This is a genomic window from Actinomyces sp. AC-20-1 (genome assembly GCF_023369555.1).
Classification (GTDB): Bacteria; Actinomycetota; Actinomycetes; order Actinomycetales; family Actinomycetaceae; genus Actinomyces.
The window spans coordinates 18,847-34,304 of the sequence record NZ_JACJVC010000016.1; the positions used below are offsets into that span (position 1 = coordinate 18,847).

The following is a 15,458-nucleotide window of genomic DNA, read 5'->3' on the forward strand; positions in this document are numbered from 1 at the left end:
GGGGAGTTTCCGATTGTTGCCACCGAGACCGGTCGACGAGGCGGGCCCTGGTGGGCCCCGTGCCGGCTCAGCGGGTGGTGGTCTCTGGTGTCTTCCCGGGTCTGAGGGCGAGGACGGCGAGGGAGTAGAGCAGCGGGATGACGGCGCACACGAGCAGGGCGGGGCGCAGACCGGTGCCGGAGTCCTGGGGCAGGAGCGCGGCGAGCGAGGAGAGCAGGCTGCCATTGGTGGCGGAGGCGGCCAGGCTGCCGGCACCGGCGGGGCCGAGGGTGGCGCCGGCGTCGCCGAAGAGGGCGATGACGGCGAACATGGCGCCGCCCCCGGCGGGGAAGCGGGCGGCGGTCAGCGAGGTGGCGCCCGGCCACATGAGGGCGACGAAGAGGCCGGTGGCGGCACAGGCCAGCAGGGTCACCGTGCTGACCGGGGAGGTGGCGGCGAGGAGGTAGCAGGCGGTGGCGCCCAGGCCGCAGACGACGAGGGTGGGGCGCAGCGGCACGCGGTCCCCGAGCACGCCGTAGGCGGTGCGGGCGATGGCCATGAGCAGGGCGAGCAGGCCGGGGCCGAGCAGGTCGCCAACCTCCTTGCTCACGCCCGTGCCCTGCTGGGCGAAGAAGCTCGACCACTGGCTCATCGTCAGCTCGCTCGCGCCGCCGAGCGCCATGAGGGCCAGGGCGAGGAGGAAGGCGGGGGCGCCGAGGAGGGAGCGCAGGCTCGTGCGCTGCTCGTCGGGGACGGTGTCCGGCATGGGCACGCGGGTGAGGATGAGGCCGTTGAGGGCGGGGACGAGGGCCCACAGGGCGGGAAGGAGCCACCAGTGCTCAGGGCCGACGACGGCGAGCAGTGCGGTGGTGCCCAGGACGACGGCGAGCTGTCCCCAGCAGTAGAAGGAGTGCAGCAGGGCCATGCCGGACTCCTTGGAGCGTCCGGGCTCGGCGGGCATGTGCTCGATGATGGGGCTGGCGAGGACCTCGGTGAGCCCGCCTCCGACGGCGTAGACGGTGGCGGCCAGGCACAGGCCGGCGAAGGGGGCGCCGAGCAGGGGCGGCAGGAGGGCGAGCAGGAGCAGGCCGCTGGCGGCCAGGACGTGGGCCAGGACCATGAGGGGCCGGTAGCCGACGCGGTCGACGAGGCGGACGCAGACGGCGTCGGTGACGAGCTGGACGGCGAAGTTGAGGGAGGCGAGCAGCCCGAGCTGGGCGACGTCGATGCCCAGGCGCTCGTGGAAGACGACGAAGAGCAGCGGGGCGAGGTTGTTGACGATGGCCTGGACGACGAAGGCCCCGTAGGTGGAGCGACGGGCGGCGGTCCAGCTGCTCAGGGGGCGGGTCGGGGCGGGGTGCGCGCTCGTGGTGCTGCTCGTCATTGAGGTCCTCGGGTGCTCTCGTGGGGCTGTCGTGGCTGAGAGCCAGCCTACACACGCTACTTACTAGTTACTCGATAGCGTGTCGCTGGTTCTGCTCTCCGGCCCCGCCCGCCCGACGCCCTCGGCCAGCGCCCTGGGCCAGCACGCTGGACTAGCCCCCTCGGTCTGGCCTGCCGCACGGTCCACCGCCAGGCACCGGGCCGGCACGCTCCGGCCCGCGGGGCGGCACGAGGTGTGCGGCGTCGGCTGCACCGGGTCCGGCCGGGGCCACCTCGCCGGCCCACCCCGCCCCGGAGGCAGGGACGGGGCACGCTCAGAAGGGCGGGACCTCGTCGAGCAGGGGTGCGAGGCCCAGGGCGTGCAGGGCCCGGTCGTAGGGGACGGACTCGAAGGCTCCGGCGCTCTCACCGGGGCGCGGGCCGTAGGTCTCGAGCACCGGCCGCCTCTCTATCGGCGCCCGAGCCTGGGTCTGCGCGCGGGGCCGGTCCCGGCCCTGCACCCGCGCCCGGGACTGGGCCTGATCCTGGGGCTGAGCCCGGCCCCACGCCCGAGCCTGGGCCTGGGGCTGAGCCCGGTCCCACGCCCGAGCCTGGGCCTGGGCCTGGGCCCGGGGCCGGAGCGGGACAGGGGCATCGGCCGCGGCGGCGAGCTCAAGCCCTTTCTCGAGCCGGGCGATGACGGGCGCGGTCAGCGCCCGCTCGAGCCACGCGGGCACCCGCCCACCGGGACGGGTGGCACCCCTGGGGCCGACGCGCTGGGGCAGACGGCGCACGCTGCCGTCCGGGCGGCGCTCGTAACGCGCCCCGGTGGGAGTGCGCCAGGTCAGGGCACCCTCGGAGGTGCGGGTCAGCGCCCAGCCGGGGGTGTGCTTGAGGCGGTGGTGGGCCTCGCACAGGGTGGTGAGGTTGTCCAGGCTGGTGGTGCCTCCCTCGCCCCAGGCCCGCACATGGTCGATATCGCACCGCCCGGCGGACACCTGGCACCCGGGGTGGGTGCACGAGACGTCGCGGGCACGCACGAGGTCGGCCAAGGCGGCCGGGGGCCGGTAGCGGGTACGGCCGACGTCGAGGACCGTGCCACTGAGCGGGTCGGTGACCAGCCGCCGCCACGTCCCCCCGGCGGCCAGCGCACGAGCGACGGCGGCCGGGACGGGTGCGGTGCGCCCGCCCACCGTGAGGGTGGCGACCTGGGCTGCGGGCGCGGCCGGGGAGGCGGGACCGGCCAGCACGTCCGGAGCATCTGGGGCGGCGGGACCTGCCGGAGCGTCCGGTGCGGCCGGGGCGACAGTCCTCAGGGCAGGCGGCGCCGCCTCGGCGACCAAGACGGTCGGCGCCCCTGTGTGGGCCAGCACGGCCGGGGCGGCGGGGCTGCCGGGCGCACTGCTGCCAGGGTCGGCGGGAGCAGGCGTGTCGAGCAGGTCGACGAGGTGGTCGAGGGGAACGGTGACGTCGACCTGGACACTCAGGCCCGGCGGCGGGAAGACGGGCTCGTGGCCCGACGGGCTCCACCACGCACTGGTTGAGCCCACCAGACCACTGAGCGAGGCCAGCAACCGAGTCAGGGGCACCCCATCGGGCAGCAGCTCGGGCTGGCGGCAGGTGCCGTCCCGCACGCCAGCAGAGCTCACCACATCCGCACCGTCCACGACATCCGCGCCATTCAGAGCACCCACTGCGCCCACAGCCCCCACGGCGTCCGCACTGCTCGCGGCGCCCACAGCATCCAGACGTTCCGCCAGACCCGTTCCAACAGCTGCGGTTGGAGCGGCCGCGGCGCTCGCAGTACCAGACGGGCGCGCAGCACCCGCCGCGTCGACCGCGCAGGCCACGTCCACAGCACCCGCCGCGTCGACCGCGCAGGCCACGTCCACAGCACCCGCCGGATCCACCGCGGCCGCGGCACCCGGTGCTCTCGAAGTGGCCGACATACCCGCTGCACTCGGGGCCTCGACAGTGCTCGTGACCTCGGCAGTGCTCGCGTCTCTCACTGCGCCCGCGGCGCCCGAGAGAGTCGCGGGCTGCGCAGCGGACTGCGCCACAGCCCGTGCTGCGGCGGCCTGGCTGCCGCGCAGCGCGGCCAGGGTCATGCCGGTGAGCGCGTCGGCACGCAGCTGGCCCAGGCTCCGCTGGTCCCCCATGGCCCGAGCACTGGCGGCCACGGCGTCGAGCGTGGCGTCGATGAGGAACGCGTCCGGCGTAGGCAGCAGCAGGCTCATCTGACTCACGCCCTCACCAGCAGGACGCGGACGGCTGACCCGGCGCCCCGCGCTGTTCCTCCGGCGGCGTTCGCCGGCCCCCTCGGGGTCCAGGACGGCCAGCGCCCGGTCCAGGTCCTTGGCCAGCTGCGAGTGGGTGCGGTGCGGCGCACCCGGCAGCACCTGCTCCTGGACCACGCGGGCGACACCAGGATCCTCGCCCCTGAGCCGACGGACCACGAGCCCAGCCTTGGCCTCATCGACCAACCCAGCACGGTGCAGGCGCTCAACAGGAGCAAGCGGGCCGCCCAGAAGAGCCTCACCCCGCTCAATGACCTGGCCGGCACGGGTGCGCGAGACACCCAACCGGCAGGCGATCTCACTAGAGGCGTTGAAGACGCGCTCGTCGCGGCTGGGACGGGGCGCAGCGGCGCTCCACTCGTCCGCCCGAGTGGACATGTCGGCGGTGCGCGCCAGCAGCGCCGCGAGCACCGCCTCGGCCCAGCCCGCCCAGGCCCGAAGCCGCGAGGCCGCAGCAAGCAGCTCGCCCACAGCCTCGGCCCCCAGAGCAGCCACCATGGCAGCCCCACCACCAGCCGCGTCCAGGCGCTGACCGGCAGCGGCATCCAGCAGGGACCGCTCCGCAGGGTCGAGAAGATGAGGAGGAAAGGCGGTCTGACGCGGATCCTGCGGGCGCCCGCCCCGGCCGCCGGCCGGGGCCCCACCGGACGACGGCACGCGAACAGCGCCCTCGGAGGCCGGCGCCCCAACAGCACCCTCAGCACTCGACGCACCGGCAGCCCCCTGAGAGGTCTGCGCGCCGGCGGCGCCCTCGACCCCACGGGAGGGGACCGAGACACCACCACCCGCAGCCGGCCAGGAGTCAGCGTCATCCTCCGCGACGAGCAGGTGGGACAGAACCTCCTCCAGCACGACGGCGAGGTCCCCGCCCGGAGCCATGGCCGACAACCGGTCCAGCAGGGCGTCACGAGAACCAAGACGGTCGAGAGGGTCGCGAAAGCCGGGCGAGCCAGCCTCCGCCCCAGTGGACACAGCAGCTCCGGCGGGTAGGACAGTCCCGGCGAGGCCCTTGGCAGGTCCAGCAGTCCCGGCCAGCGCAGATGGCGACACGCCACCCGCGCCTACCAGGGTCACTCCACCCACCACCGCTTCGAACATATGTACAGTCTACTACGGGAACGCCGCGTACGGAACCCCAAGAACACTGCAGCTCCAAGCGAATCCGTCCACCAGGACCGCAGCTCACGATGCTGCCGACGGCAGCATCACGGCCGACGACAGCCGTGCCCCCACCTGCGACGGCCATGGCGGCACGCACCCCCTGCCGTCGCCCATCCGAGGCACCGACCCCGGCCCCGGGGACATCCCCACGCCGCTCATGACTCGTACCAGGCAACACCCGGCTTCGTTCACACCCGGCACCACTCCCGCCCGGCACCACCCAGAGCCACTCCCGCCCGGCACCACCTCCGGCATCCCTCTATCCTCGTGGCGATGCCCCGCTCCCCCGTCCACCCCTGTGCCAGCGCCTCCCACACTGTCCGGCTGCTGCTCGCCGTCGTCCTGGCCGGTGCGGCCGCCGGGCTCGTGGGGATCGCGATGGCCCTGCTCCTGGAGGGCTTCGAGACACTCTTCTACGGCGTCGCCGAGGGCTCGCTGCCCGAGCGCGTCGAGGCGGCCACCACTGCCAGGCGCGTGCTCGCCCCCGCGGTGGGCGGCTTGCTCGCCGGGGTCCTGTGGTGGTGGCAGCGCGCCACCGGCGGTGTCATCGGTGTCGAGCGCGTCGTCGCGGACCTCAGTGGGGACAGCGCCCGCCGGATGGGGCTCCTGCGACCCTTCGGGGACGCGGTGCTCCAGGTCCTCACGGTCGGCTCGGGCAACTCGGTGGGCCGTGAGGGTGCCCCGCGGCTGGCGGCGGGGGCCGTCGCCGTCCGGGTGGCACGCAGTCTGGGGCTGGACCGCTCCTGGGGGCCGCTGCTCGTCGCCTCCGCTGCAGGTGCGGGGCTGGCAGCGATGTACAACGCCCCGCTGGGCGGGGCCGCCTACGCCGTTGAGCTCGTCATGCTCTCCGGCACCCGACGACGGGGAGCACTGCTCGCCATTCCGGTGAGCGTCGTCGCCACGCTCGTGTCCTGGCTGCACTCGGGCGGGCGCGCCAGCCTCGAGATGCCGCTCGCCCCGTTCGGCTGGGCGGCGCTGGTCGGCTGCCTCGTCGTCGTGCCCGTGGCGGCCGGGGCGGGGTGGGCGGCGCGCGGCCTGTGGGCGTGGGTGCGCGCGCACCCGCTGCCGGGGCGCTGGACGCTGCCGCTGGGGATCGGGGCCGCGGGCCTGCTGACCGGGACCGCCTCCTTGTGGCTTCCCGTGCTGCTGGGCAACGGCCGCGACGCCTTCCAGGCGGCCCTGCTCTGCCCCACGTCGGCGGCTGCCGCGACGGCGCTGCTCGGCGTCGTCGTCCTCAAGCCGTTGCTCACGGCCGCCACGCTCGGGGCGGGGGCCACGGGCGGGCTGCTGGCCCCCTCCTTCTCGCTGGGCGCCAGCGCGGGCGCGCTCGGAGCCCTGGGACTGGGAGCGCTGGGGCTGCCGGCGAGCGTGAGCGCGGCGGCCCTGGCGGGTGCCGGCGTCACCCTGGGGGTCACGCAGCGGGCCCCGGTCTTCGCGGCGGTCTTCGTGTGGGAGCTGACTCGCGGGCCGGTGTGGATGCTGCCCGTGCTGCTGGGGTCGTGCTGGTGCGCCTGCGCCCTCACCAGCGGCCGGCCGGACCAGCGCTCCTGAGACACCGTCCCTGAGACACCGCCCCCTGAGAGCCCTTCCCTGGGACAGCACCCACTGGGACAGCACCCACCAGGACGGTGTCACTCGGACGCCATGACCGGGCGAGGCGCACCGAGGCGGCGGCGGGGCCGCGACCTGCTCGCAGCGAACCGCGGCCCCGCCGTCGTCCCGCACCTGCCCCCTCAGGGCCGGTGCACTCAGACAGTGCGTCGCAGGATGACGGAGTCCCAGCCCCCCAGGTGCTCGGGGGCGCCGGTGCCGGAGGCGGCGGCATCATCAACCGGCAGGGAGGCGAGGAGCACCCGCTCGGCGTCGGACCACTCGTCCAGGTCCACCCCCTGGGCAGCGAGCAGGGCACACAGGTCGGAGCCCTCTCCCAGCGCGACGCCCTGGCGGGTGAGACTGGCCAGCAGCAGGACCTGCTCGCGCTCGCCGTCGGCGCGCACGTGCTCGCGCAGCACGCACCAGGTGCCGGCCTCACCGGCGTCCAGCAGGCGGAAGGTGCCCAGGGCGACGGCGTCGTCGCAGTGCCGCAGGGCGATGAGGGCCCGGTAGTGCTCGAAGACGCTGCCGGGCACGCCCACCTGGGCGGCGGCGTTGACCTGCGGGTAGTTGGGGGTGACGTCGATCCAGGGGGCGGCGGTGGTGAAGCCGGCCTGGGGGCCGTCGTCCCACTGGACGGGCGTGCGGGCGTTGTCGCGCGAGCTGGTCGTCATGGAGGCCAGCACGGCGGCAGGGTCGTCGCCGTGGGCGACGCGCTCGTGGTAGTGGTTGACGGACTCCAGGTCCCGGTAGGAGGCCAGGCCCGTGAAGACCGTGTTGGTCTGCCCGATCTCCTCTCCCTGGTAGACGTAGGGCGTGCCGCGGTGCAGGTGCAGGACGCTGGCGAGCGTCCTGGCGCTGATCTCGCGCCAGGCGGGGTCGTCGTCGCCGAAGCGGGAGACGGCGCGGGGCTGGTCGTGGTTGTCCCAGTAGCTCGACCCCCATCCGAGCTCGCCGGTCACGCGGCCGGCGTCGTCGACGGCGGGGGCCAGGGCCGCCTGCCAGGCGGCGAGGTTGTCCTTGAGGGCAGCCATGTCCACGGGGCGGGGGTCGAACTTGCCACCGGGGCCCTCGGCCAGGCCCACGTGCTCGAACTGGAAGACCATGTCGAGCTCGCCGCGGGCGGGGTCGGTGTAGAGCGGCGCGTCCGCGAGGGTGACGCCCGGCGCCTCCCCGACGGTGAGGATGTGGCGGCGGCGCGGGGCGAGGACCGTCTCGTTCATCTCGTGGAGGAACTCGTGGATGCGCGGGCCGTTGGCGACGGCGGCGAAGCCCGAGCCGTAGAGGTCGCCCTCCCCCCGGGGCCCGTCGGCCAGCGGGTAGGTCTTGGAGATGAGGTTGATGACGTCCATGCGGAAGCCGTCGACGCCGCGGTCGAGCCAGCGGCCCATCATGTCGTAGACGGCGGCGCGGACCTCGGGGTTCTCCCAGTTGAGGTCCGGCTGCTTGACGGAGAACAGGTGGAGGTAGAACTCGCCGGTGGCCTCGTCCCACTGCCAGGCGGAGCCGGAGAAGGCCGAGCCCCAGTTGGTGGGCTCGGTCCCGGGCTCGCCCGGGACCAGGCCCGCGACCTCGCGCGCCGGGCGCCAGATGTACCAGTCGCGCTTGGGGTTGTCGCGTGAGGAGCGGGACTGGGCGAACCAGGGGTGCTCGTCGCTGGTGTGGTTGACGACGAGGTCCATGACCAGGCGCATGCCGCGCGCGTGCAGGCCCGCGATGAGGTCGTCGAGGTCCTTCAGACTGCCGAAGAGGGGGTCGATGTCCTCGTAGTCGCTGATGTCGTAGCCGTTGTCGTCCTGGGGGGAGCGGTAGACGGGGCTGAGCCACACGACGTCGACGCCGAGGGCGTCGAGGTGGTCGAGACGGCTCGTGATGCCGGGGATGTCGCCGTAGCCGTCGCCGTCGGTGTCCTGGAAGGAGCGGGGGTAGACCTGGTAGACGACGGCGCGGCGCCACCAGTCGGCCTCCTGGCCGACGTGGCGGGGGCTGGTGACGAGGGCGGGGTGGCTCATGGGTCCTCCTGGGGACGGTGGTCGACGTCGGTGTCGCGGTGGGCGGCGGTACCGGGGCGAGCGGGCCGCCCGTGGTCGGTCGGCGGGCAGGGGCGCCCGTGCGTGCCGGTGGCAGGAGGGTACGCCGCGCGGGTAGAGCGGTAAACCTCTCGGCGTGGATGACGCGGTGCAGGACCGGGCGCACGGGCTCGGCCGGAGCCCGGTCAGCCGCGGGCGGGCGCCCTCCTCAGGCGGGTCGCACCAAGGACCTCGAGCGAGGGCACCGGATCGCGCGCCTGGCTGCGGTCGCGGCAGCACGACGGGTTGACGCCGATCTCCCCCGCCTCACCGTGCGCGAGCACGACGGTGCCCCGCTGGCCCGCGGCACTACCGTGCTCGCGCCGGTGTCCCGGGTCACGGGCAGGCCGTGGACCGCGTCTGACCGGAGCGCGCTCCGGCGAAGACGGGTCCGAGATCCCGCCACCGCTGCGCCCGGACCAGCACCGGCACCTCGCCGAGGGGGTAGTCCCGCTCGTGCACGGTGCCTCCGAGCACCCTCTCACCGGTCCACGGATCGACCCAGCGCCCGGCAGGCACGTAGATCCTCCACGGACCGCGCCCTGGCTCGGTCACAGGGTTGACCACGATGTCGTCACCCAGCAGGTACTCGGTCTCGTAGTCCCAGATCACTGGATCGGAGGTCTCGAAGAACAGGGCCCGCATGAGCGGCTTGCCACCACGCAGGGCCTGTACGGCCTGCTCCGCCAGGTAGGGGCGCAGGCCCTGGCGCACCGCGACGAGCTCTCGCGCACAGTCCACGACCCATGGGCAGGACCTGCGCTCAGCAATGTTCCAGGGCGTCCTGTCGCGGCACGGGGCGCGGTGCCCGTTGAACTCCGAGTGGTACTGCATCACGGGCATGAAGACGGACGCCCCCCAGGACCGCAGGTAGAGCTCGGCCTCGGGCACGTCGCCGGAGAACCCGGCGATGTCCCACCCCCAGTAGACGACGCCGCAGGCCGAGGCTGTCAGTCCCGCCCGGATCGCGGCACGGAAGGCCTCCCAGGTCGAGCCCTCGTCGCCCGCCCAGAAGGCGCCGTGGGCCTGGGAACCGGTGAAGCCGGAGCGGGAGAAGGTGACCGGGGCCCGGCCCTCGCGGCGCAGGAGATCTCCGTAGGCGCGCGCATAGGCCACCGGGTAGAGGTTGGCCCCCGCCTCTCCGACGCTGCCGTCGCCGAAGCGCAGGCCCCTTCCCCAGGCGTGCTCACCGCCATCGGTCTTGAACCCATCGACGCCCACATCCGCGACGAGGTAGCGACGCCAGCTCGTCCACCACTGCGCCCCCTCCGCGGTGGTCAGGTCCGGCATGAGCGCGCCGGGGAACCACCAGCCGCGGTTGGCGTAGGGACGTCCGTCAGCCCGGCGGACGACGTGGCCGGACTCCAGCAGGGCGTCGCGCTGGGCGGCGGCAAGTGCGCCGAGGCCCGGCTCGTCCTTCTGCAGGGGGACCTGCCACAGAATGACGCGCACGCCCCGGTCGTGGAGCTCGGCGACCATTCCGGCGGGGTCGGGCCAGGCGCCGTCGGCCGGGAACTCGAAGTGCTCGTAGGAGTAGGGCCGGGAGGGGTCCCCGCGGTAGCGCGAGTCGCGGAAGACGCAGAACCCCTCCTCGTCGCTCCACGCCTCGATGACCACCACGGACACGGGGATCCCCTCCCGCTCGTGCCGCTCGACCTGCTCCATGACCCTGTCGCGGGTGTTCCACTCGTTGCCGGAGGCCCACAGTCCGAAGACCCACTCGGGGAGCTCCTCGCCGCGTCCCGTGCACGCCGTGTAGGCGGCCAGAACCTCCTCGGGGGCACCGTCCCACACGGGCACCTCCACCTGGGGACACCGTTCGGCCCGTCCCAGCTCGATCTCGACGATGAGCGCGTCGGGGTCGTCGGAGGCGATGGCGAGGCGAGTGCGGCCCGCAGTGGCCACGTGGAACCCCCATCCTGACGCGCCAACGACATGGGCGAAGGGCATGGGGAAGTAGGTGAAGGGCGTGCGCCACTGCCCCTTGTACTGCTCGAAGACGCGCAGGTCGACGTCGTGCCCGCGCTGGTCGAGCGCGTCGTAGCGCTCGCCGAGCCCGACGACGTGCTCGTCGTGCTCCAGCCGCATGGCGAAGCGCACGCCGTGGGTACCGGCCGACGAGGTCAGCCAGGTGACCGAGTCCTCGAGCGCCCGACGGCACAGCAGCCGCCCCGCCTCTCCTCGGGCGGGGCCGGGCACCCACTGCGCCGACTCCACTGGGAACCAGTCGGTGCGCGTGCTCCGCCCGGAGAGCCGGGTGAGGAGGAAGCGGTAGCGCCACGGCCCCTCGGGTGCACGAGGGATCGTTACCGTCCAACCGGCCGGACCGACGGCGGCCGCCTGCGCGGCGGCCAGATGCCCCTCGGCCCCGATGACCGACCTCACGGCATCGGAGGGCTGCAAGGCGATGTGCTCGCGTGCGCCGGCGCGCGTCTCGATCTCGACGACGGCCCCGGCCAGCGGGTCTCCCGGGACGATCCCGAGCCTGACGGGCTCACCCGCGACCGGTAGCAGGGGGACGCGCTCCTCGTCGCCGTGGTCGTAGGGGTGCTCCCTCCCCTCCGGCACGTGGATCGGGTCGGGGGCGGTCATAGTGCGTCTCCTTCTCGGGTCGTCGTGGGGGCGGGCGGGCTCGCAAGGGTCGCTCCGGGGACCCAGGTGACGGGCAGGACCGTCCCGCGAGGAGCTGGTTCGTCCTCCCCGATGGCCTCGATGAGGTAGTCCACGGCTGTCGTGGCCTTGTCGCGGACCGACTGACGCACGGTCGTCAGCGGGGGAACGGTGTACGTGGACATGTCCAACCCGTCGAAGCCGACGACGGACACGTCCCCGGGGACGTCACGGCCGCACTGCCTCAGTCCGGCGACGATTCCCAGCGCCAGGAGGTCACCGGAGGCGAAGACGGCCGTGACCTCCCTGCGCCCCTGCACCAGGCGGTGGGCGAGGGTCCGCCCCTGCTCGAAGTCGACCTCCGCGAGGAAGATGTCGCGGCGCCTGAGGGCCACACCGTGCTCGGCGAGCCCCCGCCTCAGGCCGTCGAGCCTGGCGCGCACGACTCCCGGTCTTGCGGTGGAGGGTCCGACGAAGGCGACGTGGCGGTGGCCGGCCGCGGCGATCTTCTCCCCGGCGAGCCGCGCCCCGCCCGCGTCGTCGATATCGACGTAGGAGACCTCGTCCAGGTCCTCGTATGCGTCGACGAACACCGTCGGCGCAGCGATCCGGCTCGCGAAGTCGCGGGGGGTGGTGGCGGTGGTCGCCATGACGACCGCCGCGGACACGTTCCAGGAGCGAAGCTGGGCGATCGTGTCCGTCACCCGCGTGGCGCCGCACAACATGAGCGCGAACCCCCCGTCGCGGGCCCGCTCCTCGCAGGCGCCCACGAAGAGCGACTCGTAGGGGGAGTCCAGGGCGGCTCGGCCCGGGACGGCTCCGTAGACCAGCGCGATGATCCGCGAGGAGGAGGACGCCAGGGAACGGGCCGAGGCGTTGGGCACGTAGCCGACCTCCTCGACGGCGGCCCTCACTCTCGCGATGGTTGCCGCGGAGACCTTGCCCTCCCGCCCGTTGATGACGTTGGACACGGTCATCGCGCTGACCCCGGCGAGTCGGGCGACGTCCCGAAGTGTGGCCATGGCGCTCCCCCTGATCCTGGCGAGGTGTTGACCACCTCACACTCAAAAGCGTACCGTTAAACCAAGGTTTAGCGCAACACCTACGCCGGACCGCACACCTCGCCTCGACAAAGGAGTCCCCATGGCACCCGCACCGCTCCCCTCCCGCCGTTCCTTCCTCCTCGGCGCCACGTCCCTCGCCGTGCTGATCCCGCTCACCTCCTGCTCGAGCGGAGCCGACGAGCCCGCCACCGTCCAGGACACGCAGGCCGCTAAGGGACTCGACATCCAGGGGGTCAACCTCACCTACGACCCGAACACCCTGGTCAACAACGGAGAGCCCATCACGTTGGACTGGTGGCTGTGGGACGGCGACGAGCAGTTCAGAGCCTTCGCCGACGCCTACCGGAAGATCCACCCCAACGTCGAGATCAAGATCGTCAACCAGCCCTGGGACGACTACTGGACCAAGCTCCCGCTCGCCCTCCAGGGCGAGGACGGCCCGGCGATCTTCAACATCCACAACTCCCACCACGAGAACGTCCTGCCCTACTGCGAGGCCTACGACGTTGACCTCGACGCCCTCACGCAGGACTTCGTCGGCGTCGACGGCCACCTCGTGGACGGCAAGGTCTACTACATCGACTACGGCCTCATGACCGGGCTCATCTACTACAACAAGGCCATGTGGCAGGCCGCCGGCCTCACGGAGGCGGACGTGCCCGTCACCTGGGACGAGTTCCGCGAGGTCGCCAAGAAGCTCACCATCCGCGACGGCGACTCCTTCCAGCAGGCCGGGTTCAACTTCAACACCTCCGCCTACGTCCTCCTGCTCGGCAAGCACTACCAGTCGGGCTACAACCTGTTCGACAAGGAGGGCACGAAGGTCCAGCTCGACACCGAGACCGTCAAGACCGACCTCGCCTTCCTGACCGACCTCTACGACGTCGACCACGTCGGCTCGCCCGACTTCGGCAGCAACTCCGACGAGGCCTTCGGTCAGGGGCTGTCCGCCATGACGTACAGCTGGGGCCACTACTACGGCAGCCTCAAGGACGAGTACCCCTCCATCGACTTCGGCACCTTCCAGACGCCGGTCAACACCGAGGGCTCCGCCCCCTACGCCTACGACCGCTACAACGGCGAGTCGACGTTCGGGATCAACAAGAACGCGCCGGAGGGGGCCCGGCAGGTCGCGCAGGACTTCCTCAAGTTCTTCCTCACGAGCAACGACCTCCTCGTCCAGCTGTGCCTCAACTACAGCCTGTTCCCCTCCAGCGTGGCCCTGGCCGGTAACGAGGAGGTCAAGGAGCACCCGGTGACCCGTGTCCTCGGGTCGATCGACCGGTACGTGTGGCCCGGCCCGATGCCCGCCACGGTCGAGGACAACATGAAGATCGCCGTCTCCGACGTCCTGTACAACGGTGTGCCGGTCGATGAGGCCCTGGCCACCGCCAAGAGCACGATCGACGCCGACATCGCCAAGACCGAGTTCACCGCCGTCGAGAACCTGTACGTCCACGCCGACGAGGCCAGGGGCTGAGCCCCCGCGTCACCCGCGCCCGGCCACACATCCCCACGAAGGAGGACTGGCGGGCGGGCAGACGCCGTCCTGCCCGCCCGCCATTCGTCATGACAGCCCCGCTTTCCACGACACCCGCGCGCCCCACCGCCGCACAGCACGGCCGCCGACGCCGCGCCTACAAGGGCGAACGCACCCTGCGCAACAGCGTCGTCGCCCTCATCATCACCTTCAACGCGGTGCTCCTGGTCTACCCGATCGCCACCGCGCTCCTGGGCTCGTTCCACCAGTGGAACCCTCTCAACGGGACCTACCGGTGGATCGGAGGGGAGAACTACACCGAGCTCCTGCACGACCCCACCTTCTGGACCTCCTTGACGAACACGCTCTACTTCTCCGTCGTCGTCATCGTGGCGCGGGTCGTGCTGGGGCTCGCCCTGGCCTACGCGATCTGGTCGAAGGTGACGCGTCACAAGACCTTCTTCCGTGCGGTCTTCTACATGCCGACCGTCACGCCCATGGTCGCCATCGCCTACGTGTGGAAGATGATGTACAACCCTCAGGTCGGCGTCTTCCACACCTTCCTCGGCATCGACATCAACTGGCTGTACGACTCGACCTGGGCGCTGCCCGCGGTCATGCTCATGACCATCTGGAAGGACTTCGGCTACGCCGTCATCCTCTTCCTGTCCGCGCTCCACTCGCTGCCCGAGGACGCCCTCGAGGCCGCCGCCGTCGACGGCGCCGGCTCCTGGCAGCGCCTGCGTCGCATCATCCTGCCCCTGCTGCGCCCCATGACGGTCTTCGTCGTCATCACGTCACTCATCAGCTACGCGCAGGCCTACGTCCAGATCCTCATCATGACCCAGGGCGGGCCCGGCAAGTCCACCTTCCTCATCTCCTACATCATCTTCGACGAGGCCTTCCAGCAGTACGACTTCGGCTACGCGTCGGCGATCGCCTTCGTCCTGCTCATCATCACCGCCGCACTGACCGCCGTGTCCTTCGGCGTCAGCGCCCGTCACTCAGGAGGCAGGTCATGAGCAAGCGGCTCCAGACCATCGTGCTCGAGGGCGTCCTGCTCGTCCTCGGGGCAACCACCGTCTTCCCCTTCATCTGGATGCTCTTCTCGGCGTTCAAACCGAACTCGGAGATCCGCTCCCTGGACCAGACCCTCCTGCCCCGCCAGTGGACCCTCGAGAACTTCCTCGGGCTGCAGGACAAGTTCAACTTCGTCCGGTTCTTCGCCAACTCGCTCGGCGTCGCGCTCGTCATCACCGCCGTGACGATCTACACCAGCTGCCTGTGCGGCTACGTGCTGGCCAAGTACCGCTTCCGCGGCCGCAACGCGGTCTTCGGCTTCATCCTGGGCACCATGATGATCCCGTGGGCAGTGACCATCATCCCCCGCTACACGATGTTCGAGGCGTGGGGGCTGCGCGACAGCTACCTCTCCCTCATCCTGCCCGTCGTCCTGAGCGGCTTCGGCATCTTCATGCTGCGCCAGTCGATGGATGACGTCCCCGACGCGATCCTTGAGGCAGCGCGCATCGACGGGGCGAGCGAGGTCTACATCTTCCACCGCATCGTCCTGCCGATGAGCCGCAACCCGATCTCGGCGCTGACCATCTTCCAGTTCCTGTGGGCGTGGGAGGACTACCTGTGGCCCTACCTCATGATCGACAGTGAGGACAAACAGGTCCTCGCCGTCGGGCTGACCACGTTCAACGGCCGCTACGGTACCGACTACGGCGGCCTGTTCGCCGCCACGACCATCTCCGTCCTCCCCGTCCTCATCGTCTACCTCATCTTCCAGAAGCGCTTCATCGCGGGCGCTGCTGCCGCTGCAGTAAAGGGCTGACAC

The 15,458-nt window shown here is 72.0% G+C and carries 9 protein-coding genes; 4 read left to right on the forward strand and 5 right to left on the reverse strand.

What is annotated here, in order from left to right:
• Nucleotides 1-67: 67 nt before the first annotated feature.
• On the reverse strand, nucleotides 68-1,363 hold the full coding sequence (locus tag H6X67_RS09180; RefSeq protein WP_249375223.1) for an MFS transporter: 1,296 nt from the start codon (nucleotides 1,361-1,363) through the stop codon (nucleotides 68-70).
• A gap of 313 nt (nucleotides 1,364-1,676) precedes the next feature.
• Nucleotides 1,677-4,136 (reverse strand): HNH endonuclease signature motif containing protein, encoded by a 2,460-nt coding sequence (locus tag H6X67_RS11900; protein ID WP_283251370.1) that lies wholly within the window; start codon nucleotides 4,134-4,136, stop codon nucleotides 1,677-1,679.
• A gap of 936 nt (nucleotides 4,137-5,072) precedes the next feature.
• Here H6X67_RS11900 and H6X67_RS09190 point away from each other — a divergent pair.
• Nucleotides 5,073-6,350, forward strand: coding sequence for a chloride channel protein (locus H6X67_RS09190; RefSeq protein WP_249375225.1), 1,278 nt, complete (start codon nucleotides 5,073-5,075; stop codon nucleotides 6,348-6,350).
• Between the two features lie 197 nt (nucleotides 6,351-6,547).
• On the opposite strand, the gene H6X67_RS09195 is transcribed toward H6X67_RS09190, so the two are convergent.
• The 3 genes from H6X67_RS09195 to H6X67_RS09205 all read right to left on the reverse strand — a co-directional run bounded on the left by H6X67_RS09195 (nucleotide 6,548) and on the right by H6X67_RS09205 (nucleotide 12,093).
• Nucleotides 6,548-8,404 (reverse strand): alpha-glucosidase, encoded by a 1,857-nt coding sequence (locus H6X67_RS09195; RefSeq protein WP_249367749.1) that lies wholly within the window; start codon nucleotides 8,402-8,404, stop codon nucleotides 6,548-6,550.
• A 393-nt stretch (nucleotides 8,405-8,797) separates the two neighbouring features.
• The gene (locus tag H6X67_RS09200; RefSeq protein ID WP_249367751.1) at nucleotides 8,798-11,053 is read right to left on the reverse strand and encodes a glycoside hydrolase family 31 protein; all 2,256 of its coding nucleotides are present in this window, start codon (nucleotides 11,051-11,053) and stop codon (nucleotides 8,798-8,800) included.
• Nucleotides 11,050-12,093: a LacI family DNA-binding transcriptional regulator gene (locus tag H6X67_RS09205; protein WP_249367752.1), complete on the reverse strand. Its 1,044-nt coding sequence runs from the start codon at nucleotides 12,091-12,093 to the stop codon at nucleotides 11,050-11,052. Before H6X67_RS09205 ends, H6X67_RS09200 begins: the two co-directional genes overlap by 4 nt.
• Nucleotides 12,094-12,214: 121 nt before the next feature.
• Here H6X67_RS09205 and H6X67_RS09210 point away from each other — a divergent pair, with 121 nt between their 5' ends.
• The 3 genes from H6X67_RS09210 to H6X67_RS09220 all read left to right on the forward strand — a co-directional run bounded on the left by H6X67_RS09210 (nucleotide 12,215) and on the right by H6X67_RS09220 (nucleotide 15,455).
• The gene (locus H6X67_RS09210) at nucleotides 12,215-13,615 is read left to right on the forward strand and encodes an ABC transporter substrate-binding protein (protein ID WP_249367753.1); all 1,401 of its coding nucleotides are present in this window, start codon (nucleotides 12,215-12,217) and stop codon (nucleotides 13,613-13,615) included.
• Between the two features lie 89 nt (nucleotides 13,616-13,704).
• Nucleotides 13,705-14,637 (forward strand): carbohydrate ABC transporter permease, encoded by a 933-nt coding sequence (locus H6X67_RS09215; protein ID WP_249367754.1) that lies wholly within the window; start codon nucleotides 13,705-13,707, stop codon nucleotides 14,635-14,637.
• Complete coding sequence (locus tag H6X67_RS09220; RefSeq protein WP_249367755.1) at nucleotides 14,634-15,455, forward strand: carbohydrate ABC transporter permease; 822 nt, start codon at nucleotides 14,634-14,636, stop codon at nucleotides 15,453-15,455. The genes H6X67_RS09215 and H6X67_RS09220 overlap by 4 nt, the downstream gene beginning before the upstream one ends.
• The last annotated feature ends 3 nt before the right edge of the window (nucleotides 15,456-15,458 follow it).

Excerpts from the sequence above, each read along its gene's own strand:
- H6X67_RS09180 (WP_249375223.1), bottom strand. The coding sequence starts at position 1,363 with ATGACGAGCAGCACCACGAGCGCGCACCCCGCCCCGACCCGCCCCCTG.
- H6X67_RS11900 (WP_283251370.1), bottom strand. The coding sequence starts at position 4,136 with ATGGTGGCTGCTCTGGGGGCCGAGGCTGTGGGCGAGCTGCTTGCTGCG.
- H6X67_RS09190 (WP_249375225.1), top strand. The coding sequence starts at position 5,073 with ATGCCCCGCTCCCCCGTCCACCCCTGTGCCAGCGCCTCCCACACTGTC.
- H6X67_RS09195 (WP_249367749.1), bottom strand. The coding sequence starts at position 8,404 with ATGAGCCACCCCGCCCTCGTCACCAGCCCCCGCCACGTCGGCCAGGAG.
- H6X67_RS09200 (WP_249367751.1), bottom strand. The coding sequence starts at position 11,053 with ATGACCGCCCCCGACCCGATCCACGTGCCGGAGGGGAGGGAGCACCCC.
- H6X67_RS09205 (WP_249367752.1), bottom strand. The coding sequence starts at position 12,093 with ATGGCCACACTTCGGGACGTCGCCCGACTCGCCGGGGTCAGCGCGATG.
- H6X67_RS09210 (WP_249367753.1), top strand. The coding sequence starts at position 12,215 with ATGGCACCCGCACCGCTCCCCTCCCGCCGTTCCTTCCTCCTCGGCGCC.
- H6X67_RS09215 (WP_249367754.1), top strand. The coding sequence starts at position 13,705 with ATGACAGCCCCGCTTTCCACGACACCCGCGCGCCCCACCGCCGCACAG.
- H6X67_RS09220 (WP_249367755.1), top strand. The coding sequence starts at position 14,634 with ATGAGCAAGCGGCTCCAGACCATCGTGCTCGAGGGCGTCCTGCTCGTC.